Origin of the sequence: Streptomyces sp. NPDC093094 (assembly GCF_044754345.1) — a bacterium.
Taxonomy (GTDB): Bacteria; Actinomycetota; Actinomycetes; order Streptomycetales; family Streptomycetaceae; genus Streptomyces.
In genome coordinates this window covers 204,096-229,131 of sequence record NZ_JBIVOX010000004.1, presented here as the reverse complement: position 1 = coordinate 229,131, position 25,036 = coordinate 204,096, and the positions used below count along the sequence as shown (strand labels likewise).

The 25,036-nt window shown below is 72.3% G+C and carries 23 protein-coding genes and 4 pseudogenes; 16 read left to right on the top strand and 11 right to left on the bottom strand.

The genetic code is table 11. The annotated features are described in order from the left end of the window. Nucleotides 1–60: 60 nt before the first annotated feature. Together ACIQGV_RS09695 and ACIQGV_RS09690 are read left to right on the top strand one after the other, a co-directional pair. On the top strand, nt 61–399 hold the full coding sequence (locus ACIQGV_RS09695) for a hypothetical protein (RefSeq protein ID WP_402492758.1): 339 nt from the start codon (nt 61–63) through the stop codon (nt 397–399). After that, the gene (locus ACIQGV_RS09690) at nt 396–1,976 is read left to right on the top strand and encodes a transporter (protein WP_402492757.1); all 1,581 of its coding nucleotides are present in this window, start codon (nt 396–398) and stop codon (nt 1,974–1,976) included. Before ACIQGV_RS09695 ends, ACIQGV_RS09690 begins: the two co-directional genes overlap by 4 nt. A 309-nt stretch (nt 1,977–2,285) precedes the next feature. Here the strand turns inward: ACIQGV_RS09690 and ACIQGV_RS09685 are convergent, their stop codons facing one another. Continuing rightward, entirely contained in the window at nt 2,286–3,332 is a 1,047-nt protein-coding gene (locus ACIQGV_RS09685; RefSeq protein ID WP_402492755.1) for a M4 family metallopeptidase, read from the bottom strand. A gap of 200 nt (nt 3,333–3,532) precedes the next feature. Between ACIQGV_RS09685 and ACIQGV_RS09680 the strand changes: the two genes are divergently transcribed. The 4 genes and pseudogenes from ACIQGV_RS09680 to ACIQGV_RS09665 all read left to right on the top strand — a co-directional run bounded on the left by ACIQGV_RS09680 (nt 3,533) and on the right by ACIQGV_RS09665 (nt 6,658). Beyond that, nucleotides 3,533–4,108, top strand: a complete 576-nt coding sequence (locus ACIQGV_RS09680) for a hypothetical protein (protein ID WP_402492753.1) — start codon at nt 3,533–3,535, stop codon at nt 4,106–4,108. 212 nt (nt 4,109–4,320) lie between these two features. Further along, complete coding sequence (locus ACIQGV_RS09675) at nt 4,321–4,887, top strand: hypothetical protein (protein ID WP_402492751.1); 567 nt, start codon at nt 4,321–4,323, stop codon at nt 4,885–4,887. A 67-nt stretch (nt 4,888–4,954) separates the two neighbouring features. Beyond that, nucleotides 4,955–5,518 (top strand): CGNR zinc finger domain-containing protein, encoded by a 564-nt coding sequence (locus ACIQGV_RS09670; RefSeq protein WP_402492750.1) that lies wholly within the window; start codon nt 4,955–4,957, stop codon nt 5,516–5,518. Nucleotides 5,519–6,231: 713 nt separating this feature from the next. After that, nucleotides 6,232–6,658 (top strand): annotated as a pseudogene (locus ACIQGV_RS09665) (hypothetical protein). Between the two features lie 16 nt (nt 6,659–6,674). Here ACIQGV_RS09665 and ACIQGV_RS09660 read toward each other — a convergent pair. The 3 genes and pseudogenes from ACIQGV_RS09660 to ACIQGV_RS09650 all read right to left on the bottom strand — a co-directional run. Then, nucleotides 6,675–6,842, bottom strand: a pseudogene (locus ACIQGV_RS09660) (phospholipid carrier-dependent glycosyltransferase); the annotation flags it as partial. A gap of 401 nt (nt 6,843–7,243) precedes the next feature. Further along, complete coding sequence (locus tag ACIQGV_RS09655) at nt 7,244–7,438, bottom strand: hypothetical protein (RefSeq protein WP_402492748.1); 195 nt, start codon at nt 7,436–7,438, stop codon at nt 7,244–7,246. A gap of 143 nt (nt 7,439–7,581) precedes the next feature. Next, nucleotides 7,582–7,910, bottom strand: a pseudogene (locus ACIQGV_RS09650) (aldehyde dehydrogenase family protein); the annotation flags it as partial. 143 nt (nt 7,911–8,053) lie between these two features. On the opposite strand from ACIQGV_RS09650, the gene ACIQGV_RS09645 reads away from it, so the two are divergent. Then, nucleotides 8,054–8,542, top strand: a complete 489-nt coding sequence (locus ACIQGV_RS09645; protein WP_402493187.1) for a TetR/AcrR family transcriptional regulator — start codon at nt 8,054–8,056, stop codon at nt 8,540–8,542. Nucleotides 8,543–8,813: 271 nt separating this feature from the next. Here the strand turns inward: ACIQGV_RS09645 and ACIQGV_RS09640 are convergent, their stop codons facing one another. The 3 genes from ACIQGV_RS09640 to ACIQGV_RS09630 all read right to left on the bottom strand — a co-directional run bounded on the left by ACIQGV_RS09640 (nt 8,814) and on the right by ACIQGV_RS09630 (nt 11,229). Continuing rightward, nucleotides 8,814–9,560, bottom strand: coding sequence for an anti-sigma factor (locus ACIQGV_RS09640; RefSeq protein WP_402492747.1), 747 nt, complete (start codon nt 9,558–9,560; stop codon nt 8,814–8,816). Between the two features lie 183 nt (nt 9,561–9,743). Continuing rightward, entirely contained in the window at nt 9,744–10,421 is a 678-nt protein-coding gene (locus ACIQGV_RS09635) for a class F sortase (RefSeq protein ID WP_402492745.1), read from the bottom strand. Then, nucleotides 10,414–11,229: a DUF4397 domain-containing protein gene (locus tag ACIQGV_RS09630; RefSeq protein WP_402492743.1), complete on the bottom strand. Its 816-nt coding sequence runs from the start codon at nt 11,227–11,229 to the stop codon at nt 10,414–10,416. Before ACIQGV_RS09630 ends, ACIQGV_RS09635 begins: the two co-directional genes overlap by 8 nt. A 282-nt stretch (nt 11,230–11,511) precedes the next feature. Between ACIQGV_RS09630 and ACIQGV_RS09625 the strand changes: the two genes are divergently transcribed. From ACIQGV_RS09625 to ACIQGV_RS09610, 4 genes are all read left to right on the top strand, one after another. Further along, nucleotides 11,512–12,096: an RNA polymerase sigma factor gene (locus tag ACIQGV_RS09625; RefSeq protein ID WP_402492741.1), complete on the top strand. Its 585-nt coding sequence runs from the start codon at nt 11,512–11,514 to the stop codon at nt 12,094–12,096. A gap of 24 nt (nt 12,097–12,120) precedes the next feature. Then, entirely contained in the window at nt 12,121–12,528 is a 408-nt protein-coding gene (locus tag ACIQGV_RS09620; RefSeq protein ID WP_402492739.1) for a VOC family protein, read from the top strand. Nucleotides 12,529–12,984: 456 nt separating this feature from the next. Beyond that, a complete protein-coding gene (locus tag ACIQGV_RS09615; RefSeq protein WP_402492737.1) occupies nt 12,985–13,245 on the top strand; it encodes a hypothetical protein in 261 nt (86 codons plus the stop codon). Beyond that, a complete protein-coding gene (locus ACIQGV_RS09610; RefSeq protein ID WP_402492735.1) occupies nt 13,242–13,421 on the top strand; it encodes a DUF6480 family protein in 180 nt (59 codons plus the stop codon). The genes ACIQGV_RS09615 and ACIQGV_RS09610 overlap by 4 nt, the downstream gene beginning before the upstream one ends. Before the next feature lie 546 nt (nt 13,422–13,967). On the opposite strand, the gene ACIQGV_RS09605 is transcribed toward ACIQGV_RS09610, so the two are convergent. Then, nucleotides 13,968–15,401, bottom strand: coding sequence for a family 43 glycosylhydrolase (locus ACIQGV_RS09605; protein WP_402492734.1), 1,434 nt, complete (start codon nt 15,399–15,401; stop codon nt 13,968–13,970). Between the two features lie 160 nt (nt 15,402–15,561). Next, a complete protein-coding gene (locus tag ACIQGV_RS09600) occupies nt 15,562–17,862 on the bottom strand; it encodes a SpoIIE family protein phosphatase (protein ID WP_402492733.1) in 2,301 nt (766 codons plus the stop codon). A 512-nt stretch (nt 17,863–18,374) separates the two neighbouring features. Between ACIQGV_RS09600 and ACIQGV_RS09595 the strand changes: the two genes are divergently transcribed. The 4 genes from ACIQGV_RS09595 to ACIQGV_RS09580 all read left to right on the top strand — a co-directional run bounded on the left by ACIQGV_RS09595 (nt 18,375) and on the right by ACIQGV_RS09580 (nt 23,192). Next, entirely contained in the window at nt 18,375–18,944 is a 570-nt protein-coding gene (locus tag ACIQGV_RS09595) for a DUF6328 family protein (protein ID WP_402492731.1), read from the top strand. A 495-nt stretch (nt 18,945–19,439) separates the two neighbouring features. Next, nucleotides 19,440–20,990 (top strand): M28 family metallopeptidase, encoded by a 1,551-nt coding sequence (locus ACIQGV_RS09590; RefSeq protein WP_402492729.1) that lies wholly within the window; start codon nt 19,440–19,442, stop codon nt 20,988–20,990. A gap of 398 nt (nt 20,991–21,388) precedes the next feature. Next, entirely contained in the window at nt 21,389–22,312 is a 924-nt protein-coding gene (locus ACIQGV_RS09585; protein ID WP_402493185.1) for an SGNH/GDSL hydrolase family protein, read from the top strand. Nucleotides 22,313–22,445: 133 nt separating this feature from the next. Beyond that, entirely contained in the window at nt 22,446–23,192 is a 747-nt protein-coding gene (locus ACIQGV_RS09580; RefSeq protein ID WP_402492728.1) for a sortase domain-bontaining protein, read from the top strand. A 31-nt stretch (nt 23,193–23,223) separates the two neighbouring features. On the opposite strand, the pseudogene ACIQGV_RS09575 reads toward ACIQGV_RS09580, so the two are convergent. Together ACIQGV_RS09575 and ACIQGV_RS09570 are read right to left on the bottom strand one after the other, a co-directional pair. After that, nucleotides 23,224–23,403, bottom strand: a pseudogene (locus tag ACIQGV_RS09575) (GNAT family N-acetyltransferase); the annotation flags it as partial. Between the two features lie 36 nt (nt 23,404–23,439). Then, nucleotides 23,440–24,267: an oxidoreductase gene (locus ACIQGV_RS09570; protein WP_402492727.1), complete on the bottom strand. Its 828-nt coding sequence runs from the start codon at nt 24,265–24,267 to the stop codon at nt 23,440–23,442. Between the two features lie 94 nt (nt 24,268–24,361). On the opposite strand from ACIQGV_RS09570, the gene ACIQGV_RS09565 reads away from it, so the two are divergent. Continuing rightward, entirely contained in the window at nt 24,362–24,814 is a 453-nt protein-coding gene (locus ACIQGV_RS09565; RefSeq protein ID WP_402492726.1) for a MerR family transcriptional regulator, read from the top strand. Nucleotides 24,815–25,036 lie beyond the last annotated feature (222 nt).

Sequence of the window (25,036 nt, the reverse complement as noted above, 5' to 3'; positions counted from 1 at the left end):
CCCCACACCCGTACTCGCACCCTTCCGGGATGCGGGACCCACGTGAGCGGAGCCGCCCGTATGTCGTTCCCACCGCAGCCCTGGCACGGGCCACCACACCCTGACGAGCCGGCGGCAGGCGCGCGGCCTCCGGCGGAGCGCAGGCGACACGACCCCGAGGAGGCGGCCAGGCTGGCCGTCGGGCTGCGGCTCGGCCTCCGGATCGCCGCCGCCTGGCTGCTCTACGTGCTGCCCGCCGCCCTCGTGCCGTCCGTGTACGGCACGCGGACGGCCGGACCGGTGAGCCTCGGCATGATCCTGGCCGTGGTGCCCTTCGCCGTCGGTGTGCACGCCCTGGTGGTGTACGGGCGACGGGTCGACCGGGTCGAACCGCAACCGGACACCCGGAGGTGGTCATGAGCACACTGCTCGATCCCTCGTCCCGCTCCCTCGTCTTCGCCGTGTTCTCGGTGTTCGTCGTGATCTGCCTGATGCTGTGCATCATCACAGGCGCCGACGAGGACGACCGGGCTCTCGTACGGTCCGACAGCCGCCGGCTGCGCTCGTGGCAGCAGGGCATCGCCATGGGCGGCGACACCACCACGGTCGCGACCGTCACCGTACTGGTCGGCATGGTCGCCGCGTTCGGCTTCGACGGCCTCGGCATCATGCTGGGCAGCCTGATCGGGGTCATGCTGCTCGTCGTCCTGATCATCGAACCGCTGCGCCGGCACGCCTCGCTGACGGCCGCGGACATGCTGGACGCGCGCGGCAGCGGCGGACGCGCCGTACGCGTCTCCTGGGGCGTGGTGACGCTGCTCGTCTGCTTCCCCCTGCTGGTCGTGCAGCTGGTGGTGGTCGGCAACGTCGCCGCGGCCCTGATCGGGCAGCCCGGTGCACGCACCGGCTGCATCGTGGTGATCGGCTGCGTGATGACCGCGCTGGCCGTCAGCGGCGGGATCCGGGGCACGGGCGTGGTGATGCTCGCGAAGTCCGCGATCTGCCTGCCCGTGCTGGTGGTCGCCGCCGTTCTCGTCCTCGACCGCTTCGGCGGGGACCTGGGGCGGCTGCTCGACGCGGCCGCGCAGGGCTCGCAGATGGGTGAGGCGTATCTGCGTCCGGGCGGCTACACCGGTGAGGGGTGGGTGGGGGCCGTGAACCGGATCGGGCAGACCGTCGGCATGTCGATGGCGACGCTGGCGATGCCCGCCGTGCTGATCCGGGCGATCTCGACGAAGAGCCCGCGCGGCGCCCGGACCGTCGGCCGCTGGATGCTCGGCGAACTCACCCTCCTGTACGGCGCGCTCGCCCTCGTCGGCATCGGCGGCGCGGCCCTCCTCGGCGCGGCGCTGCGCGAGGGCGGTCCCGCGGCGCAGGTGTTCACGCCGCTGCTGCTCGCGCGGGCCCTCGACAGCGGCGGCATCCTGGTCGCGGCCATGGCCTGTGTCCTCTTCCTCACCGCCCTCGCGGCCGTGGTGGACGTGACCCTCGCCGCCGGCATCACCCTGGGCCGGGACGTGCTGGGCGCGGTCGGCAAGGCCGAGGACGGGCGCCCGGAGGGCAGGACGGACGGTGCCGCGTCACGGTGGTCGGCGGCGCTGACGGGAACGGTCGCCGCGGTCATGGCGGTCATCGCCGCCGACTGGAACCTGGTGGTCGTCTCGACGCTCTGGCTCGCCCTGTGCGGCGCCGCCCTCGCACCCGTCCTGCTGTACGCCCTGTACTGGCCCGGGTTCACCGCCCGCGGCGCGCTGTGGTGCCTGTGGGGGGCCACCGCCCTGAGCATCGCGGCGCTCGCGCTCTCGCCGTACGCGTCCGGCACACCCGAGTCGATCTTCCCGGAGCACGACTTCAGGGTCTGGGACGTGACGATCCCGGGCCTGGTGACGGTGCCGGCCGGGTTCCTGCTGGGCTGGCTGGGCAGTGTCACGGATCCGCGCCGGGCGACGGACGGCTCACCGCGTCCGGGGCTCCGCAGGGAGCTGGACACGGTCTGAACCGTCCGCGTGCCGCCCGCCGACGACTTCCGGTGGGCGGCACGGGCGTGTCCGGTACCCGCACCGGACACGAAGGACACCACGGGGGTCCCGCTCCTCGGCCGCAGGACGTACGGCGGTTTCGCCGGCGCCCGGCCCGAGCGGGAGGCCGTCGGTGGCCGGAACGTGAACGCCGCCGAGCAGCTCGGCGACCCGCGCAAGATCCTGTTCTCACGCCGTCGGCTCGACCTGCGACGGCGGGATCACGCAAGGGCGTGCGCCGGACGGGCTCCGGAGGCGGCGGACCTGCCGCCTCCGGGGTGTCGCACGTCAGGCGACGCCGGGGATGCCCCGGCTCCGGAACGCGGCGCGGACCGCGTCCGCCGCGCCCTTGCCGTACATCTTCCGCGCCGTCGCGACCGTCGTGTTCGCGGCCGCCGTGAAGCCGGTGTCGGGGGCGAAGCCGAACTGGGCGTCGACGATGATCCGGTCGGCCACGCGCGGGCCGAGGGCGGTACGGATGTCGAGCAGCGCGCGGGACCAGATCTCGCCGTCCGCGTGGACCTCGCCGACCCGGTCCGCGTACGTCTTGCCGGAGTCGATGCGGCGCAGACAGTGCGGGGCGTCGCTGTACATGACGGAGTCCCAGTCGGCGACGCAGGCGGCGTCGGCCTTCAGCGGCCATCCGTACCGTGCGGCGGCGTGCTCGCCGACTGCGACGGCCAGGTAGTCGCCGAACGCCTCGCCGATGGAGCCGGCCTCCACGGAGCTGCCGAAACCGGGCACCTGGGCATGGTGCACGGCATGGCCGTACTCGTGCACGACGACCTCGGCGTCCTCGGCGTCGTCCACGCCGCCCTTGCCGAAGCGGATCTCCGCCTTCTTGTCGGTGAAGAAGGAGTTGTCGGCGCCCCACTGGTTGATACGCACCGGCTGTACCCGGTCGTTGGCGCCGGGCAGCTCGCTGCCGAAGCCGAGGCTTTGCAGGTACTCCTGCGCCTCGTTGACCCAGAAGTACGCCATGACCTGCTCGAACTGGTCGTCGTGCCGGTCGTACGAGGCGGCGTCGGCGAGCCGCGCGGAGGCGCCGGTGTCGGAGCGGACCGAGACCCAGCGGCCGGAGAGCCCGCCGCTGCCGTCCAGATTGCGCAGCACTGCGGTGGCGTACGCGGTGGCGGGGACCGCCGCGGCGGCGTCCTTGCCGTCGGTGAGGGTCTGGTCGCCCGAGGACTGAACGGGGTTGACCATGAAGACGCGGGCCTGCGGACCGGGCACGGCGGGGGCGGTCCCCGTGGCGGAGGCCGCACCGGCCGTGACGATCAGGGCGACGGTGGCGGTGGCCCCGGCGAGCAGACCGCGGGGTGTGCGGTGAGCCATGTACATCCTCCCGTGGTGGATGGCGTGGATGCGGTGGTGCGGGCGCGATCTTCGCGCACCGGCCCCGTCCTGACCAGGCCCGTGGCGAGCCGCACAGCCCGGCGCGGCCGTCGGCGGCCCTGGAAAGGGAGGCAATGTCCGCTTCGGCCCGTACGCCCCGGCCCGGAGGTCATGACGCCCCCTCGCCGACCGACCGCCGCATGATCAGCGCTGGTGGCGTCCTGCGGGTGCTCGTGCCACCGCTCGCCGCGCAGGAGGCCGACGTCGGCACCGCGCACCACAGGTTCGCCGGCCGTGCGGGACGGGGTCACAGAAGGCGTGACACACCGTCGGGGCGACGGCAGGCGTCCGGTACGCCTGTCACGCGCCTCGGCGGGCAGTCGTACGAGGAGGACAGCAGATATGAGGACGACAGCAGAGAGGACATCGTGACCGAACACCGCATCCCTCACGTACCGACCGCGGGCCACACCCCGGACGACGACCTGACCGGCTACCAGGTGGACGCCACGGACGGCCGCGTCGGCTCGGTCAGCCCACACTCCAGGGACCTCGGCCGACGGTTCCTGGTGGTACACACCGGCCTGTGGTTCCTCGGCAAGGACGTGGTGATCCCGTCGGACGCGGTCATGGGCATCGACCACGTGGCCCGCATCGTGAACCTGGCCCGGACGAAGGCGCAGGCCAAGGCGGCTCCCGTCTTCGACGAGGACACGTACCTGGGCGATCCGCGCCACCGTGACCAGCTCGGCGGTCGGCACGGCTCCGGGCACTGACGGGAACGGCCGCGCCTCCGTCCTCGGATCCGCACCGAAGGATCCGCGACATCACCGGCGCCGCTCGGCCGCGGTGTCCGGCGAACCGCCGGGTCCCCGAGCGGAAGGGTGAGGGGGCTTCGAGGCCGGTTCCGCTGCCGCCAGGACCTGCACCGCGTGGAGACACAGGCGGACGGCACCCGTTCGGTCATGGACCGGCGCAGACATCTGCCGTGCAGGAGACAGTCACCGCCCCGTGGGAGCGGCTGCCCGCCCGTGACCGGGACGACCCCGCCTCCTGGCACCTTGGTGTTCTGCTGTGCGGCGGCCCCGAGCCTCACGGCCACCGCCTCGGCAGGGAAGCGGCTGCAGGGCGGACGCGCGCCATCGGCGCCGACGGGGGCAACTCGTGCCGGCAGGCCGGCCGCCCGTACCGGGGGCTCGCCGCCCGTACCGTCGGCGCCGCCCGAGGAGCGCACGCGCCCGCCCCCCTGTGGCCGTGCCACCTGGTGACCGACGCGCAGACACCTTGCCGGCGTCCGTCCACCGCACCCCCGCCGGACGGTGAGTCCACGTACGACGTGCAGGCCGCGGCTGCCGCTGTCCACGACGGACTGCCGTACGCGGTCGGCCGGCCTCTTGTCGCCGACGCCGGCGCGGAGCCCGGTCCTGCCGGTCGGGTTCATCGGGAGCCGGACGCCGTGGGCGGCTGGGACACCGGCCACAGCACGTGTTCGACACGCAGCGCGGCCGTCGGGCCCGGAGCCGTCACCGCACCCGAGCAGGACGCCGGCCTGTGACGGCGGTTGCGCATGCCCCACGGGCGCATCCTTGCACCCCCGTGAAGTCACCTGTTAAAATGGTGACGTGAATCTTGACCACGTCTTCGTCTGCGGACACCCGGCGCTCGACTTCGCGGCCACGCTCCGCGCCCGGCGCTCGACCCGGTTCGAGATGTTCGTGAGCCCGGAGCGGCTGAACGCCTGGTACCTGGAGTCCGGACTGGTCGACACGATCACCCCCGGCGAGGACGAGGACGTCCGGGACGCGGTCAAGGTGCGTGAAGCCCTGTACGGGTTGATCACCAACCGCCGCCTCGGCGAGGAGTTCCACCGCGAGGCGCTCGCCGTGCTCAACTCGGCCGCGCGCAAGGACCCCGCGACGCCACAGCTCACCCTGGCGGGACGGCACACCGAGGCGACCCCCGCACAGGCCCTGGCCACCGTCGCCCGGCGGGCCGTCGAGCTGCTCAGCGGCCCGGACGTCCCGCTGCTGAAGGAATGCGGCAACCCGGAGTGCACGCGCGTCTACATCGACCGCTCCCGAGGCATGCGACGCCAGTGGTGCGGCATGGAGTCCTGCGGCAACAGGATCAAGGCCGCCGCCTACCGCGCCCGCAAGAGGACCGTCCCCGCGGGGGCCACGGACTGACCGTCCGGGCCGGCACGTCCGCCCCCCCTCCCGCACGCGGGAACTTCCACGGCGTCACGTCCACCGGCCGATCCGCCCGCGACGCCGCCCACGGTTGCAGCGAGCGGGAGTTCGCCCACGTCCAGCCCTCGCGAGGCCCGGGCATCGCCCGCGCGGCCTCCGGGCCCCGCTCGCCCGAGCGCTCTCACCCGTCCGGGATCGCGCCGGTGCCGGACGGGGCCAGGCCGGCCGACTCGCTCCCGGCAGCCTCCAGACGAAGTCGGACACCGATGGACCGTATCCGGAGAGCGCCGCGCCGTCCGCCCAGATCCACACCTGCGCGCCGGCGGGCCAGGCAGGTTCCGTGACGTCCTGCGTGCGCGGCGCGCTTCCGGGCAGCCGCTCTTCCGCGGCCGCGGAGGATCCAGCGACCCCGCGCCGGGCGACACCGGCATGCCCACCGCGCCGGGATCCGGCGACCATGTCGACCGCCGAGCCCGCCCGGCAGTTCCGTCCGGGTGCCGGGCCGCGACTCCAGGTCGGGCCCGTTCCCGGCGGCGACCGCCCCGCGACGCCCGGGCTCCTCCCCGAGGGGCGCCGGGGCACTCGAACCGGGAGCCGAGCAGTTCGTCTGCGAGATTCCCTGAAAAGTAACCGTCTTGACAGGTGACGAATGCACATGAGAGCGTCTCGCCACCAGTCAGAACGGTTACTCGGAGAGTGAGGAAACTCCCGTGGCGGTCGTGCGGTTCCATCTCGTCTCCACGCTCGGCCCGAAGGACGTCCTGGGGGCTGACCGACTTCGGCCCGTCCCGCGCGGAGGCACGGCCCACCATCGACGCCGGGCACTTCGAGGTTCACCGCCTCGGTGACACCTGGGCCGAGGTCACCGAAGGCACCGCCGCCGCATGGGAGCGCGCACGCCACGAATGGGAGCCGGACGGCGACACCGTCACCGTCACGACCCTCGGCTCCAAACTCTTCGGAGCCGGCGGCGGCTGGGTCTTCCGGATGACTTCCGAGGGCGACCGCACGCGCGTCGACGTCGAGCTGACGCGGCACCCGAGCACGCTCAAGGGCAAGGTGTTCGCCTCACTGCCGCCTCTGGTCGCCCCCTCGTCCCCGCGGAAGTCCTTCGCGGGTCCCCTGCGGGCCCTGTGAGCGCGAAGAGCCCTGTTCAGATCCAGGCGCCGAGCCACATCCTGGCGCGCCACTCCCCGTACGGGATCGTCTGCCCGGTGCAGATCGGGAAGAAGTAGACGAAGTTCCAGGCGATGAGCAGGACGAGCACACCCGCGGTCACCACGCCTCGCGTGCGGCGCGCGCCGGTCGCTCCCGGCGGCCCCGTGCCGGCCCACTCACCGGTGGGCGCGTGCGGGCGTACCCGGCCGGCGGCGTCGGCCCTTCCGCCTCCCCGCCGAGTCCACCGACCTCCCGGCGGCCTTGCGAGGTCGCACACGTGTCGTCGAGTGCGTGTGCAGCCGTACGACCGGCGCCACGCCCTCGCACCCTTAGAAAGGCACTGAGGCACGGCCCGCTATGCACTCCCGCCGTGTGCCGTGGATCACATGGGCCACGGGGTCCACGCCCAGGGCGCGTTCGCGGCCTTCTCCGCCGCACTCGGCATTCACCCTGGAGAAGACGTACAGGTACGGCATCGGTGCCCGGCCGGACAGGGCGAAGGCGGCGGCGCCGGGTGCCGTCAGGGCCCCGTGGGCCCGGGCGAGCCCTCGCCGCCGGAGCGACTCACAGACCCAGGTCGAGGGCCAGGCACGAGTAGAACTTCCACGAGTTCTCCGGGTTGTGGGCCGCGCCGCCCGCGCCGGCCGGTGCGGTTTCCACCTCGGCGGCCATGTCCTCGGGACGGATCCGCCCGGGAAGCCTGCCGAATCGCGCGCGCCGTGCCGCCGCGTCGGCGTCCACGGAGAGTTTCTCGTTCATGCCCTGCTCCACTTCGTCGAACACGGATCACGCCCTGCCTGCCACCTCTCGGCGACCACTGTCAGCCTGCACCAGTCGGCGTCACCGGTCAAGGCGGTGACGCGAGAAGTGGCCGGGACGGTTTCCGTCGCGGGACCAGGACCTCAGCCGGTGACGGTCCGGTACTCGGTGCAGGTGCCGAGGCCCGCCGCCCCGTACTCGCGGCCGATCCCGCCGGCCTTGAAGCCGCCGAACGGACCGTCGAAGGCGACCGGCGCGCCGTCGACCGTGCCGGTGCCGGTGCCGGTGCCGGTGCGGATACGGCGGGCGACCTCCAGGGCGTGCCGCTCGTCGGCCGACCGGACGCCCAGACGCCGCCGGACAGGCCGTACTCGGAGTCGTCGGCGATGCGCACGGCCTCGTCCTCGTCGTCGTACGCGATGACGACCAGGACCGGCCCGAAGATCTCCTCTCGCGCGATGCGCATCGAGCTCCGCGTTCTCCTCGCGCAGCGCGTCGAACCGCCGCAGCAGCACGATCCGCAGCGCCGGCGACCTCACGCAGCCGCGCGTCCTCGACAGCGTGAGAGCCGACGCCGCGCGCAACCTGGAAAACGTCCTGACCACCGGAGCACGCATGCTCGCCGCCGATCCCGGCGCGAGCATCGCGGGCATCGCAGCCGAGGCGGGTGTGGACCGGCGCACCGTCTACCGGCGTTTCGCCTCCCGCGAGGAACTCCTCGCCGCCATCTGCGCGTCCCGCCTGGCGGCCGTCGAGCAGGCCGTCGAGGACGCGCGGCTGCGTGAGGCCCCCGTCGCCGTCGCGCTGCACCGCTATGTCGAGAACATCATCGCCGTCAACCGCACCTGGCCCGTCGACCTCAACCGCATGCTCGCCGACGACGACGCGCGCGCCCGCCGCGACGCGTCCGTCCGCGAGGTCGACGCCTTCCTCGAACGCGCCTCAGAGGAAGGGCTCCTGCGTTCCGGACTGCCCCGGGGACGGGCGGGCGCCCTGCTGCCCGAGCTCATGCACCTCGTGTCCCGGCAACTGCCCGACCTGAGCCCCGCCCGGGCGGCGGACGTCGTCGTCGACACCCTGCTGCACGGCATCGGAGCGGCCTGACCCCGGCGGACCCGTTCGCCTGACCGACCCGCTACGGCACCCGCCCCGGGCGCTCCGCCGGCGGCCACCTCGGTCCCGCCGAACACGGACAACCGTGTGAGGCGTCCGGCCCGCGCCCCCACGGGCCGGACGCCTCACGGGGCGAGTCCGCGGGGTCCGTCCGGCTTGCAGGGCACGGCTCGGCGGCGGTTCCGCCGAGCCCGCGAGCGCATCCGCGCCGGATCGGGAACCGGCACGTGAAGGCCGCGGAGTCCGCCGAGGGCCTGTGACATCAGCCGGGGAGACTGCCGCGCACGACGCTCTGCCCCGAATGGGCGGGGTTCCCGTCGTTCTCCTGCGCGGACACGTCGATGAGCGGGTAGCCGGACAGGTCGACCCCTGCGGGAAGCGGCAGCGTGGCACGGCCGTCCGGGCCGAGGACGCCCACCGCGATGAGTCTGGTGTGGGTCCGGTCCATGAGCCATACCTCGTAGTAGCCGTCCGTGCGCGGCAGGCCCGCCACGGTCACCGTGACCTCACGGCCGGCCGGGGAGCTGCGGACCAGACGTGCTGTGCCGACGGCCTGCGGGACGGCCAGCGGGGCCAGACGGCTGTCGCGGCTCGTGTACACGGGCGGTACGTCGTCGTCGAGCTGCCACCATGTGACGGCGCTGCCGAGTGCTGCCCCCGCGGCGAGACCTGCGGCGGCGAGCAGCATGGCGGGACGGCGCTGCCACGGGCGGCCGCGGGACGGGTGGGCGTGCCGGACGGATGCGTCGGTGTTGCTCCCCGTCCGCGCCGGAGAACGCGTCCCTCGCTCCAGTTCTGCCGTTATCGCGTCCCACACCCGCGGGGGCGGGGCGACGAGGAGGTCTTCGGTGGAGACGTCTCGTGCGGCTCGGACGACTCGGTGCAGTTGTCTCAGCTCTTCGCGGCACCGCCGGCAGCGCACGAGGTGGACGCGCTGCCGGGGGGTGGGGCGGGAGCCGGCTTGAAGTGCCAGCTCGGTCAGCTCGTCGGCGTCCAGGTGCGGGGCCATGGCCCACCTCCTCTCGTGCGGGGCGGAGCGGGGAGAGGCGGGGCAGGAGAGCGACGGGGAGGCACGGCACCCGCCCGCCTGTCGGTCCTCGCAGGAGCGGAGGCCGATGGCCGTTCGGTCGTCGTCTCCGGTGGGGACATAAACAGCAGCGTAGGCATCAGGGATCGGTTTCGGGCGACGGCATCACCTCGGGACCGCCGTCACGATCAGGTTGCGCTGGTAGCCGCCTCGGGTCTCGTCGAAGGGCGGCGCGCACGTGATGAGAGTGAGCACCGGTCTGCCGGTCCGGGCGAAGGCCGAAGCGGGCAGATGCTCCTTGTCGGCCAGGGTGCGAGCGACGACCTGGTAGGTGACCGGGGGGCCACCGGTCCGCCGCACGGTCACGACGTCGTCCGCGCGGACGCTGTAGAGGCTTGCGAACGCGCCGAGGTCACCGGTGGCGGAGTCCACGTGTCCCACGATCACGGCGGAACCGGATGCCTCTCCCGGAGCGGGTCCGTACCGGTACCAGCCGACTCGGTCCGGGTCCTCGGGAATCTCGGCGCTGCCGTCGGCAGCGACCCCGACCGGCTCGATCTCGGCGCTCACACCGAGGCGCCGGAGATCGAGGCGGCGGGGGTCGAGGCGGCGGGGGTCGCCGCCTGTGGGGTGCCGGGCGGACGGTGCCGTCGCGGCGCCGGTGTCCTGCGTGCGGACGGGCGGGGCTGATGCGGGGGGCTGCCTCGCGTCGAACTGCGCCGCCCGAGGGAGGCTTCCGCCGGAGGGCACCGACGCCAGCACCGCGGTCCCGGAGACAGCCAGCAGGGCGATCACCACCGCCTGGAGCCGCCGGAACCGCAGGGCCGGTCCGGTGTCAGGCACGGCTGCGGGTCACGACGCGGCGGGCGGTGAGCGCGCCGGCAAGGCCGAGCAGACCGATCCCCGCGGCGTAGGTCATCCATGTGCCGGCATCGTTGGTCCTTCCGGCATGCACGCCCGAGGGCGCCGATTCCATGCCGGTCAGGGTCTGCGTCTTCAGGGCGAGGTTCTTGTCGTCGGCGCTCCCCCAGGCGTAGACGATGTTGGTGGTGCCTTCTTCGAGGTCGAGGTCGGCGGGGCCGACGACGACGTCGTCGGTACCGGCCACGACGACGTCGGCCGAGACCGTCCCGGCGTCCACGTCGGCGGTGTCCTCCTCGGGGTTCTCCAGCCCCTTGAAGACCGGCTGGCCGCCCGCCCTGACATCGACGGCGGGAGCGGCCGCGACGTGGCGGACCGTCAGGCGGGCCTGTCCGGCCGGGACCTCGGCGGTGTCGTTCACGTAGGCGTCCAGTCGCGGATTGCCGTCGGCGTCCAGGTGGGCGACGACGGTCGCGTCGGCCCCGGCCGGCACCTCGACCGTTTTCTGGATGGCGGGCTTCCCGTTCGGATCCGCTCCGGCCTTGAAGACCTTCAGGTCGTAGGAGCCGGCGGGGAGAGGCTGCGGCTCGGTGAGCGTGCCGGGCTTGAAGTCGGGGAGCAGTTCGTCACCGTTGGCGTACACGTCGACCGTCAGACCGGGGACGGCGTGGAAGACGGAGACCATGGCCTGGTCGTCGTCCGCCGCGCTCGCGTTTCCCGCCGCGCCCAGCGCGAGAGCACACACGCCGAGGGAAGCCGCTGCGGCAACAGAGGTCAGAGGGATGTTCATCGTCGCTGTCCCTTCGCATTCGTTCACTCCCGGGCGAGTGAGTACACAGCGTCTTCCCCGGGTGCCTCTTCCAGGGATGCAGATCTTTTACGGCCGGCGTACAACGCGTCGACGGACGTCCGGCCTTTCGATGCGCGAACGATGCGGATTGCGATCGTGTGCCGTTCCGCAGGACGGTCGTATGCACGCCGTTCGAGGATCTGGGAGCTGATGATGCCTACTGCTCGGCCGGATATGCATCCGAGCGCCGACGCCGGGCACGCGCGTCCGTGCGATGCCGGTGTGCACGGCGCGTACGGTCCGCCGCCGTCGGACGAGGAGGCCGGTGACGACACCGACCTCGCCAGGCGGTTCTGCGCCGGGGAGGAACAGGCGCTCGTCCTGGCGTACCGGCGGTGGAGCCCGCTCGTCCACACCCTCGCCCGGCGCTCGCTCGGCGACACCCATGACGCCGAGGACGTCACCCAGCAGGTCTTCCTGGCTGCCTGGCGCGGCCGGACCGGGTACCGTCCGGAACGCGGGGCGCTGGCGGGATGGCTCGTCGGCATCACCCGTCACGCGATCGCGGACGCGCATGCGGCGCGGGCCCGCCGTGCCGACCTCGCGAACGTGTCCGCGGCGCAGCAGGAGGAAGCCGTCCGCCACCGGGGTGTCGACGAGAGCGAGGCCGCCGTCGACCGCGTCCTCGTTCTGCAGAAGCTCGGGTGCCTGACTCCGGTGCAGCGGCGTCTGCTGGGGATGGCCGTCTACGGCGACATGACCCAGGTGCAGATCGCCGAGCGCACGGGGCTGCCTCTGGGCACGGTGAAGAGCCACATCCGTAGGGCGCTGCACTCGTTGCGGCGCGTGATGGACGCCCGGGCCTGACCGGGTCGTCCGCAAGGAGTCCCCATGCAACCCGACGAGACGTCCTTGCATGTGTATCTGAGCTGTTCGGACGCTCCTGGCGCCATCGGATGGCTTCAGGAGCTGGGTTTCGCCACGACGGCGCGTCAGGACGGTGAGGACGGCCGTGTCGTCCACGCCGAACTCCGCCTCGGGCACGCGGTGGTGATGCTCGCGAGTTCGGACGCCGCCTACGACGTCCCGCCCCTTAAGGGCGTCTCCACGGGAGCCGGGGCGTATCTCGCGACGCCGGACGTCGACGGACTCTACGACCGGGCCCTGCGGGCGGGGGGCCGGTCCGTCTTCCCGCCCGAGGACACCGGGTGGGGGACCCGGCGTGCCCGGGTCCTGGACCCGGAGGGCCGCGAGTGGAGTTTCGGAAGTCACCGGCCGGGCCAGGGGCGGACCGGCTGAGCACAGGCCGGATCCCCGGCCCGTCGTCAGGGCCCGGGCGGGGGCGACGCCGTTCGGTTCCGGTCACTCACGCTTTCCGGTGCTCCGAGTCCACGTCGGGCTTGGCTTTCGGCAGCGTCAGGGGGCGGGCCGGGCAGACGGCAGATCCCGGGCCGGTCGAGGCCGCAGGAGCGGAAGAGGAGGACGACGACGCGCTGTCGCCCGGAGACCGTGAGCAGATCCGAGGTCGTGCCGAGGCGATCGAGTCCGCCCGGTTCCGATGCGGAGTGCCCGGGTCACGATGCGCCAGAGCCACCGCAGGGGTGGCCGATGCGTGCCGCTCCGTCCCGGCAGCCCCGCCTGTCAACGGCTCCGAACGCATCCGAACAGCGCTCCGACGCGGAACCAGCAGTAACTCATGTACCCGTATGAGGCTTTTGAGCCTCTCGACGGCATTTCACCGCCCGAGGAGTCTTCATGATCGTCAAGAAGCTGCACGAGGTCGGCGTCACGAGCGAGCACGCCTACCTGGCCGCCACCGCCTCGATCGGCCTTTCCCTCGTCTCCTGGCTCACCTCCAGCAGGAACGAGAGCCTGGAACGTGCCGACCGGTGGGGCATTTTCGTCGGCGAATGGGCACCCACCTTCTTCACCCTGGGACTCGCCCTGGCGAACTACGAGGAACAGGACACGGCCCGTGCAGGCGCACCCGCCGCCGCCCACGAGGCGTGGTCATGAGCGAGCCGCTGCCTCCTCCCGGCGAAACCCCTCCCGCGGAAGGGTCGATCGCCGAGGCCCACCGTGAACGCCCGGACGGCGGCATCTGGGAGCACCCCCGCATCTGGCTGCTTCTGATCATGATCGGCTGTCTGCTCGTCGCCGCGTTCTTCCTGGTACGCGTGATCACCCTGTGAGCCGGCTCGCCGCCCCGGCGGCCCGCCCGCTCGCCCAGCGGTCGGACCTCCGGGGTGTCCGGCTCCACGTGACCGGGCCCTGGCAGATCGCCGTGCCGTTGCCCGTACCGCGCGACCGAGGCGTCGGCCGTGTCCGCCACCGGGCAGCGGGCCGTCGTCGTGGTCCGTGCGGCGCGTGCGTGCCGGTCTCCCGGGCGCGGGCGGGCGCGGCAGGCACCGGGTGGGCCGCGCGCCGACAACCGGTGCGAGGCGGACGTGGCGCGAACCCGTCCTCGCGGGCAGTCGTGGCCTGTGGGCGGATCACCGTCCGGCGAGCGAGGGGGCGGCCCGGTCGCTCGCCGGAGTTGTCGCACCGTCGATCGTGCTGCTCGCCCAGCCGGTCGTGCCGCGGCGCACGCGGGTGCGGGGAGGGCGCGGGCCGTACGGGCGGCCCCGGATCAGTGGGCCGACCCGGACGTCGAGGTCCGGCACTCTGTCGGTGGGCGGCGGGTTTCGCGGCGACGCGGTCCAGGACGGTGTCGAGTTCGGCGCGGGACCACGATGAGATCAGCCGGTGTACGCCTCCGCACGATCCACGCTCACGAAGGCTGCCGACGAGGCGGGGTTGCGCTCTCCTGTCACCCGGATCCGCAGGGTGTGCGAGCCGTTCGGCAGTCGTGGACTGAGGTACTGGAGCGTTTCCCCCGTCCTGGTCGCCCCGTGGAAGTCGACGCGTCGCTCGGGGCCGCCGTCGACACTGACCGCCGCGATGCCGTTGCCGATGTCCCGGACGGAGAGCAGAGCGACCCGGGTGCCGGTGAAGCGGAACGTCGCGGTGCTCCCCGCCACGTCGCTCCAGTGGTCGTCGCTCCAGAAACACTGCGCCGCGCAGCCTGTGCCGTAGTTCCACGAACCCTGGCAGGAGACGGTGCCGTTGCCGCTGGACCGGCCGTCGTCGTTGATCCAGTGGTTGCCGGATCCCGGGTCGCCCGAGGGCAGGTCCTGCGTGGCCCCCAGGGCGAGGGGTGCGCCGAGGTCCGGGCTGCCGTCGGGACGCCGGCCGATCCTCTGGGCTCGCGTCGTACGGTCGGAGCAGGTGAACACCGCAGTGGTCTTCGCGTGGTAGAGGATCCGGTCCTCCCGGCCGTCGGGGGAGCGGAAGAAGGCGTGATGGCCGGGGCCGAGGACGCCTCTCGCGTCATTGCGGGAGAACTGGGGCCCGGGGTGCCGGGTCCAGTTGCCCGGCACGAGCGGGTCGGCCCCCTCGGGGAGGGACATCATCCACACCTGGTAGTCGGGCTTCCCGGTGTCGCAGGCCGAATACGTCATCCAGGTACGGCCGTTGCGGTTCAGGAACTCCGGCCCTTCCCGGACCTCGGGGCAGCCGCCGTGTGCGTCCAGCGCCACCGCGTCGCCCGCGACGGTGCAGGGGTCCGGCATGGGAGCGATGTTCAGGCCGTTGTGCTGGTAGGCGTTGACGCCGCTGCAGGCCAGACAGAGACGGCCGTTGTGCTGAAGGACGCCGGGGTCGATCGCGAACTTGTCGGCATGGTTCGGCGGGGTGAGCCTGGCCTTGAAGTGGTAGGGACCCGTCGGATCGTCCCCGGCCGATTCCAGGACGTACAGCCGGTGATGCTCGTCGATGCCGTCGTCCGCCGTGCAGTACATGTACCAGCGGCCGCCGAAGCGGTAGAACTCCGCTGCCCAGATGTGCTGGTTGCGGGTGGGATCGGAATCCCTCCACACGGTGATCGGTTCGGTGGCGAGCAGAGTGCCCAGTGACGGAGAGCGCCACATCTTGATGCTGTCGCCCTGCGTGGTGGTGAGGTGGTAGGCACCGTCGGCGTAGGCAATGAAGGGATCTGGCCCTGTGTTGAGGGGGTCGCGGAAGGTCCTGGGGGCTGCGGACGTCGCACCGGCGGCGGTGGGCGGGCTCTGGAACAGGCCGAGGAACAGGGCGACCAGCGCGGAGAACGCCATGACTGCGGAGCGAGTGCGCATCAGCGGCTCCTCATGCGGGCACGGCTGTCTCGGTGAGGGCCCTTCATGACACCACGGTCGTTACATCGATATAAAGACGAAGGCCGGGCCGGCCTGGACCAAGAGCCCGATCGGCCTGCTGTCGCGTCGGCTTCCACCCTGCGGGCGTCGCCCTGCGGCGTCACCTCGCGACCGACGCCCAGACCACCTTGCCGGTGTCCGTCCACCGCACCCCCCACCGGACGGTGAGTCCGTGCACGACGTGCAGGCCACGACCGCCGTCGGCGAGGAGCTCGCCGCGGCCCAGCCGCGGCCTGCCGTTGCCGGTGTCGCCCACCTCGCACAGCAGCCCCTGGCCGGTCCTGATCAGCCGTACCGTGAGAGGTCCGTCGGCGAAGCGGACCGCGTTGGCCACCAGTTCGCTCACCACGAGCAGCACACTGTCCCGGGTCGCGTCTCTCGTGCCCCATCGCCCGAGCAGCGCGGAGACCAGCGTGCGGGCCCGGGCGGCCGCGTCGCCGCGGGCGGGCAGGCGCCAGGTCGCGGTGTCCCCCTTGCGGTAGCCGATCATGCGCGCGAGCAGCAGGGTCACGTCGTCGCGCTGCCGCGCCGGCGCCAGCGCGGACACCACGTGCCGCGCGGCCTGCTGCAAGGCGTCCCAGGGGTGAACCGCGGACACGGCGTCCGCCACCCGGCCGATGCCCTCGTCGATCGAGAGGGCGGGGTCCTCCACCAAGCCGTCGGTGTAGAGGGCGAGCAGCGAGCCGGGAGGCGCGGCGAACGTGTGCACGCCGAACGGCTCCCGCAGCGCGAACTCGGCGCCCAGCCCGGGATGGGGGCGTACCGCGACCGGGCCGCCGGACCCGTCCGGGGGCACCAGGACCGGCGGAAGGTGGCCGGCGCTGGACAGCGCCACCTGGTGGCCGACCGGGTCGTAGACGACGATGCAGCAGGTCGACCCGAGGGCGCTGTAACCGGCCGCCAGCCCGGATTCCGCGTCGTCCAGCAGCGACACGGTCTCGTCCAGGTGCTCCAGCACCTCGTCGGGTGCCAGCCCCGCGGACAGCAGCGCGCGGGCCTCCATGCTCAGCTGCCCCATGGTCGCCGCGGCTCCCAGGCCGTGTCCGACCACGTCACCGACCATGAGCGCCGTACGGCCGTCCGGCAGCGGAAAGCTGTTCACCCAGTCACCGCCGACGCCGGCGCTGTCGGGGGTGGCGGGCTGGTAGACGCTGGCGGTCTCGATGGTGTCGCCGCCGGACCGTGGCAGGAGCCGGCGCTGCAGCGCCAGCACCTGTGTGTGCTCGCGCTGGTGCCGGCGGGCCAGGTCCACGTGATGAGAGGTCCTTCCCACCAGTTCCTGCAGGTCGAACAGCTCGCCGTCGTCGAAAGGGCGGCCCGCCCGCCGCCAGACCTCCGCCACGCCCAGAACGACGGGCGGCGTGCCGTCCAGGACCAGCGGCAGGCACGCCACACCGGCTGCCTGGTCACCGGGCACCAGGGCCCGTACCAGCCGCGCGCTGCCGAGCACCCTCTCGATCGCCGCCCGGTCGGGTATGACGACGGCCTGCGCGGCGTCGTCACGCCGTGTCGCCTGTGCGAGCAGGCGACTCGCGTCGGCGGGAAGATCGTCGCCCGGAGTCACGTAGCCGTCGGGCCACACCCTGTCCGGCACCAGAGCCGCCCGCCGCAGCCGGATGCGCCCCTGCGGCTGCCCGGTGACCACCTCGCCGGTCCACACGGCGAAGTCGAGGTCGATGGCGGCCACGTCTCCCCAGGCCAGCAGGGAATCCGCCAGCGACTGCGCGGTCTCGCCGATGTCCAACGAGGTGCCGATCGCGGTCTCGGCGGCATACAGGTGCAGCCTCCTGGCCATGGCGATCAGCGAGACGGTCAGGCCCTCCTGGTGCGCCGCGGCCAGGATGCTCATCGAAACCACCAGTTCCGACCCGTCGCTGCGCCGCAGGCGCTGGACCCGGGCGACGTGCGGCTCACCGCTCTCGAGGACCTGCCGCAACCGCCGGGTGACCGTGGGTACGTCCCAGGGCGGCAGAAGATCGACGAAAGGACTCCCGGTCACGGCACTCACCCCCGCGAAAACGGGAGGGTCCAGATTGCAGCGGGCGATCCTCAGATCCCGGTCCAGGTCGACCACGCCGAGTATCTGTTCCCCACGTCCGGAGGGCGGACCGGCGGATGCGCGTCGGCGGGCGGCGCTGTCCGTCCGCTCCTCCTGCTCCTCCTGCTCGCCCTGCTCCTCCTGCTCGCCCTGCTCCTCCTGCTCGCCCTGCTCCTCCTGCTCCTCCTGCTCGCCCTGCTCCTCCTGCTCCTCCTGCTCCTCCTGCTCCTCCTGCTCGTCCTGCTCGTCGGCGGAACCGGCGGCCGCCGCCGCGGGGCCGTGCGGGATGTACCGGCCCAGAGCGCTGCTGAGCATGTCGAACGGCGATCCGGACGACGGGGAAGGGGTGGAGTCGGAGTCCATGCGGCTCTCTCAGCTCGCTCGTCACCCCCGGCACAGCACCGGGGCCTGCCAGAACCCGGACGACAGGGCCCCGAGATCCCTGACCGCACAGCTCATTCAATAACACCCGGCTCTGTTTCGCCTATGCCGACGGATCACCCGGCGAGCACGCATCGTGACGAACCATGCGCGCAGTGACACGTGAGAGTCGACGGCGTCACGGCCGCTGTGTCACAGGCAGCGTCACGCCCGGACCTCCGCACGCATCGGCACGGATGTGCCGATCGGCAGGAGCCACGTCCTGGCCCGCGGTCGCTTCCTGGGGCCGAGCCATGCCGCGCCGTGGGACCGACTTCATTCGCCTCGGCTCCTGTTGCGCACCTCGTGTTCCGGACGACCGTTCCGCCGGGCGCCGCACACGCCGGGGACGGTTCCGGCACGTACCGCCACGACGACGTCCGTGACCGCCGGGAGGACCGGCATGCCGCTGCCCCGGGCGGGGCAAACGGCCATCCGAGCAGAGGGAGGACGCCATGACCATGACGGAGCAGTCGGGCAAGCCGGCAGGAGAGGACAACGGCCGGGACACGGAGCACCCCGGTCACCGCCCGGCACCCGGCGCCGACGAGCCGGAATCAGCGCACGAGCGGGTCAACCGCCGCTGGAACGAGATCCTGCAGGAGACACGGGTCACTCAGACGGGTGTGCAGATCCTCTTCGGATTCCTGCTGAGCGTGGCCTTCACTCCCGTGTTCAAGGAGCTGGGGACGCTGGACCGGGTCGTCTACGTCGCCACGGTGGTGCTCGGGGCGTCGGCCACGGGATCGCTCATAGCGCCTGTCTCCATCCACCGCTTGCTGTCCGGTCATCGCATGAAGGACGAAGTGGTGGAGACCGCAGGCCGCCTGATGATGTGCGGCATGGTCCTGCTCGCGCTGACCATCGGTTGCACGCTCCTGCTGATCCTGCGTTTCGTGGTTCCCGGTGTCCTCGCCGAAGTGCTCGCCGGCGCCGTCATGCTGTGGTTCGGCCTGTGCTGGTACGTGCTGCCGCTGCGTCTGCGCCGCCGCGCCGCCCGCCCCTCCCCCACCGACCGCGCGTGAGCGGTGTCGTCGAGTGCGACACAGGGACACAGCAGCTCCGCAGGGCGCATGCCGGGTCCCGCGGCGAGACTGCACCTGGTACGGCGCCGAGCCGTCCGGCAGGGGCGGGCGAGGCGCGCGGTGCTTCTTCGGCCGTCCTCGCCCCGCCCCTGCTGCGGCCGCTCCCCCACGGGTCGTCCGTGACCACCGGGCAGACGTCTCCCGCTCGACGCCCGGCGCCCGGCCCCGTACGACCTCGTGGCCGAACGGGGCGACCCGTTCGGCTGCACGGTCGAGCGGACCGGTTCGCCGGGCCGGACACCTCGGAACAGAGCAGTCGACCGGCCGCCGACCGGCTCTTGACGAGCCCTCAGTCATGCGTTCGAGCACTCGAAACGGTTCGGGCCCCCTCCTTGGCAGCGGGCCCTCACGGGGTTAACGTGCCTCAACCTCATCCCGTCGAGCGTGTTCTTCCGACTGTCGATCGATCCATCGACCTGCAGTGAGAGGACCTCCATGCCCGCACGTCGTAGCGCGGCGGCGACCGCCACCCTGGCTGCCGCCGCACTCGTCTCCCCCCTGCTTCTCGCCGGGCCCGCCACCGCGGAAGCCGACAACCCGAGCTGGGCCAACCGGGGCAACGCACTGGCCAGGAAACTCGTCAAGGAGTCCACGGCCAAGGACGCCTTCCGCCACCTGAAAGTCTTCCAGGCGATAGCCGATCACAACGGAAGAACCCGGGTGGCCGGTTCGAAGGGCCACCAGCTGTCGGCCGCCTACGTGGAGCTGGTGCTCAAGGCCGCCGGTTACAAGCTCTCTCGCCATGAGTTCGACTTCGTCTACACCGACGAGATCGCCGAGACCCTCGCCGTGGTCTCGCCCGTTCCGCGTGACATCCCGGTCCAGCTGATGACGTACACCGCCAGCGGCCCCGAGGGCGGGGTGACCGCGGACGTGGCCGTCGTCCCCGTGGACGCCGACAACACGCACGGCTGCGAGCCCGCCGACTTCGCCGCCGGCGCCTTCACCGGCAGGATCGCCCTGATCAAGCGCGGTGGCTGCACCTTCGCCGTCAAGCAGGCCAACGCCCACGCGGCGGGCGCGGTCGGTGCCGTCGTCTACAACAACACCGAGGGCCCGCTCAACGGCACCATCGGCGACGCCACCGCCGGCAAGATCCCCACCGGCGGCATCACCCAGGCGGACGGCGAGGCCCTGGCCGCCGAGGCCGCCAAGGGCCCGGTGAAGGTCACCCTCGACATCCGTGAACTGCGCGAGAACCGCAAGACCTTCAACGTCGTGGCGGAGACCCGAGGCGGCGACGCGGCGAACACCGTCTTCCTCGGAGCGCACCTGGACTCGGTCTCCGAGGGCCCGGGCATCAACGACAACGGATCCGGCTCGGCCGGCATCCTCCAGGTCGCTCTGAAGCTGGCCAAGTCCCAGTACAAGGTGAAGAACAAGGTGAAGTTCGCCTGGTGGTCGGCCGAGGAGTTCGGTCTGCTGGGCTCGGAGGCGTACGTCGCCTCGCTGACGGAAGAGCAGAAGAAGCAGATCAAGCTCTACCTGAACTTCGACATGATCGCCTCGCCGAACGCCGCCTACTTCGTCTACGACGGCGACGACTCGGACGCCACCGGTGCCGGCCCCGGACCCGAGGGCTCGGCCCAGCTGGAGAAGGGCATCAACGACTTCCTCGACTCGAGGAACATCCCGCACGAGGGCACCGACTTCACCGGCCGCTCCGACTACGGCCCGTTCATCGAGGTCGGCATCCCCTCCGGCGGCACCTTCACCGGCGCGGAGGGCATCAAGACCGAGGCGCAGGCCGCGAAGTTCGGCGGCCAGGCAGGTGTGGCGTACGACGTGAACTACCACGCCCCCGGTGACGACATCCGCAACATCGACATGCGGGCGTTCGACGTGAACGTCGACGTCATCGCCGACGCCGTCGGCCACTACGCGTACGACCTCGCCCCGCTCACCGAGCCGGTGGTCTCCGCCCCGACGGACGGTGGCTCCGGCAGCGGCGGCCTGCACGACGGCCACGCGCACGTGACCGAGTGACAGTCCGCCGGCCCGTGCTGTGCGGTCTCCCGGCCGGGGGGTCGCACAGCGGGCCGGGCGGCAGCGGGCCGGCCCGGCTGCGTGAGCCGGGCCGGGCCACCCGGACAACGCCGCTCCGGTCCCCGTGCCGTCCGCCCGACGCCCCTTGTGCACAGCCGTCGGCGGTCCTGCCGTGACGGAGCCGGCGGGCGGTCGCCCCGGCCGTCCGGCCCGGTGAACCAGAATTGAACAAGCCGGCGTCGCCCAGCCCCTGTTCCCCGGGCCTACCGGCCGGTATACAAGCGGCATCGGGCCTGTGGGGCAGGAGTGCGTCCGGTTGCCGCGGTGCCGCGATCCTCCGTGTGCCACGACGGCCGGTCCGATGCCGCGGGCTGTCCGGGCTTCAGGGGAGGGGCATGATGAACCATCACATACGTCCGGGCCACGACGTCCCGCGACGGCGCCGTGCCATGACGCTGGGTGCGGCGCTGAGCAGTTGTGCGCTCGTCGCCGGTGTCGGCGCCTCGGCTCCCGCCTCGGCCGGGGAGAGGCATTCCCCTCGCCCCGTGGACTACGTGGCGCTCGGCGACTCGTACACGTCCGGCCCGCTGATTCCGCGCCAGGTCGACGCCGGCTGCGCCCGCTCGGACCACAACTATCCCTCTCTGGTGGCGGCCCGGTACAAGGTCGCCTCGTTCACGGACGTCAGCTGCGGCGGCGCCAAGACCGACGAGATGTGGAAGGCCCAGGGGACCAACGGGCCCCAGCTGGACGCCCTGAAGCGGGACACCGACCTGGTGACACTGCAGATCGGCGGCAACGACATGGGCTTCGGACCCATCATCAGCACCTGCGCCGCGCTCAGCTCCAAGGACCTGTCCGGCGACCCGTGCCGGCAGCACTACGCGTCCTCCGGGGTCGACGGGCTCACACTGAACATCCTCAAGACCGCGCCGAAGGTCGCCCGTGTGCTGCGTGCGGTGCACGAGCGGGCACCGCACGCGCGCGTGGTGGTCGTCGGCTATCCCGCGCTCCTGCCCGACGACGGCAGCGGCTGCTACCCCTCGGTTCCCTTCGCCGCGAAGGACTTCCCCTACCTCCGGGACACGGGCAAGCGCCTGAACCAGATGCTGCGCCTGGTGGCGTGGCTGAACCGGGCCGAGTTCGTCGACACCTACGGTCCGTCCGTCGGGCACGACATGTGCAAGGCGCCCGCCGACCGCTGGATCGAGCCGCTCCGGCCCGCCGCCCCTGCCGCCCCCGCCCACCCCAACGCCACAGGCATGGAGGCCATGGCGAGCGTGCTCCTGGAGCACCTGGGCAAGAGGGCCGGACACCGCTGACCGACCGGTTCCCCGCTCTGCCCGGCAGAGGCTTTGGCGGGCGGGGAACTCGGGGCACGGCCGGTGCGTTCTCCTCAAAAGGCGACCTGTTCCCTGCGCCCCGTTCCGGATCCGGCCGCCGGTCGGGAGTGCCATGATCACCACCCGCGCCGCCGGTGCGGCCCTGGCCGCCGGGCTGCTCGGCCTCGTCGCGGGATGCGCGACGGGGGACCCGGGTGCCGCCGCCCCCACGCCCCGCCCGGAACCGGCCCGGACGTCCCCGTCGGCGGCCCCGGCCGACGACGGGGCTCCGCGGCAGAGCGCGCAGGCCACCTCGTCCGTCCCCTCGCCCGCTCCGAGGCCCGCGGTCGACCCGCGCACCACACCCGCCTTTCTCAGCATCCCCGCCATCGGCGTGCGGGACCTGCAGGTCGTTCCGTACGAGGGGACGACCGACGACCGGACCGGAACCCGGATCCAGGACCGCGGTGTGGCCGCGAGTCCGTACGGGGAGCGGGGCGGCGTCGGTCCCGGCGAGAAGGGCAACCACCTCGTCACCGCCCACCGGCTGAGCGCGGGCGGGCCCCTGCGTCACCTGCCCGACCTGGACAAGGGCGACACCGTACAGGTCCGCCTCGGCGACACGCTCTACACCTACGAGATCACCGCATCGCGGTGGACGTCGTTCCGGTCCGAGCGCTCTCTCGAGGAGCAGCGTGCCGCGGTGCCCGGCAAGCCCGGGGAGACACCCACCCGAGCCATGATCACGATTTCGACCTGTGCCACCCTCGAGGACGACGCAGCGGGGAACCACTGGCGGGACGACCTGCACAATCCCGAGCACCGCATCGACAAGGTGGGAACCCTCGTCTCGGCGGAGAGGACCGGCGAGCCCTCCTGACGGGAGAAGGCCCGGAGCAGCGGGCCCCGACGCCGGTCCTGCGCAGGTCCGGAGCGACCGTCGTGCCGAGAACGAAGGCATGGGCACCGCCGTCCCGGGCGACGCCGACGAATCCGGCCGGTCTGTCGCCCCCTCGCGCGCAGACCCGGCGGAGGCGGTGACGATGCGCTTGTGCGGGCCGGCCGACGGGGCTCCGGCTGCGGCCGAACACCTCCACCCGGGCAACCGGGAGCCGCGGAACAGCCGCTCAGACGGCGGTGGAGAGCGCCACGTGGCGCCATCGGTCGAGTTCACGCCGCACCAGGTCCAGTTTCGCCTCGACGCGCTCGACCGCGTCCGCTCCCAGCTGCAGGCGCAACGGCGGTTCGTCGGCCTCGGTGACGTCGACGACGGCCTTGGCCGCCTTCGCCGGATCGCCCGGCTGGATGCCGTCGTTCGCGGCCAGCGCCTCGCGCACCGGTCCCGCGCCGGCGGCGTAGTCGGCGATGGCGGCCGGTTCGACCCGGAGACTGGAGCTGTTGAGGAAGTCGGTGCGAAAGCCGCCCGGCTCGATGATCGTGACGCGGATGCCGAGCGGGGCGAGCTCGCCGTGCAGCGCCTCGGAGATGCCCTCCAGGGCGAATTTCGACGCGCCGTACAAACCCGCCGCCGGAGCGGTGGCGAAGCCGCCCACGGAGCCGATGTTCAGGACGTGCCCGGATCGCTGGGCACGCAAGGCCGGCAGGGTCGCCCGCAACGTGTTGAGCACGCCGAACACGTTGACGTCGAACAGATCACGGGCGGCCTTGTCGGAGGTCTCCTCGATCGCGCCCACGAGGCCGTAACCGGCGTTGTTGGCCACGACGTCGATCCGGCCGAACTCCGCCAGACCGGCCTCCACCGCAGCCGCCAGCTGTTCCGGTTCGGTCACGTCCGCGTTCACCGCCAGCAACCCGTCCGGCTTTTCCGGGTACGCCTTGAGGACCGCCGACGCGTCCCTCGCCGTGGCGATCACGCCGTGCCCCCGTTCCAGCGCCTCACGGGTGATCTCCGCGCCGAGCCCACGCGATGCACCGGTGACGAACCAAACGCTCATGCTCTCTCCCCTTCCGATCGTCCGACTGGCCGACGGCTCAACGCTAGAAGCTAGAGTCGGGTCTAGATCAACAACTGTGTGACGGGAGCCGCTCATGGACCTGAGCATCGGTGAGGTGGCGCGGCGCAGCGGGCTGAGCGTCCACGCACTGCGGTTCTACGAGCGGGAGGGACTGTTCGCGAACCCGGTGCGCCGCCTGTCCAACGGCCGGCGGATCTATCACGAGGAAGATGTGGAGTGGCTGGCGATCTGCACCAGGCTGCGCTCCTCCGGAATGTCACTGGCGACGATCCGGCAGTACATCGAACTGGTCCGTCAGGGCCCGGGCAACGAACATGACCGGCTGGAGCTGCTGCGTCGGCACGCAACCCATGTGGAGGGGCAGATCCGGGAGCTGCAGGAAGCCCTGGACGTGATGCGGCACAAGGTGCGGATCTACGAGGAGCATGTCGTCCGCGGCGAGGCCGACCGGCTCTGGAACCCCTCCCGCACGAATCCCGTCTCCTCCGGCGCCCGCCAGGAGTGCCGTCCGCCGGAGGAGGCGTGACCGCCCGGTCGTGATCCGCGTGGATGCGGCCCGCGCCGTCGGACTGTCACGGGGCGCCGGCCGCGGCTGCTGCCTGAAGGCGACGGCGTCCACCACCTGCACCCGATGTCACTCTGTGCGACACGGACGACACCCGGGGTGCCGAAGTGGCGTGCGCCGGACAGGGACCGGAGAATTTTTGTTGGTCCCGGACCATGCCGTTCACCTCGTGCGCAGCCAGCG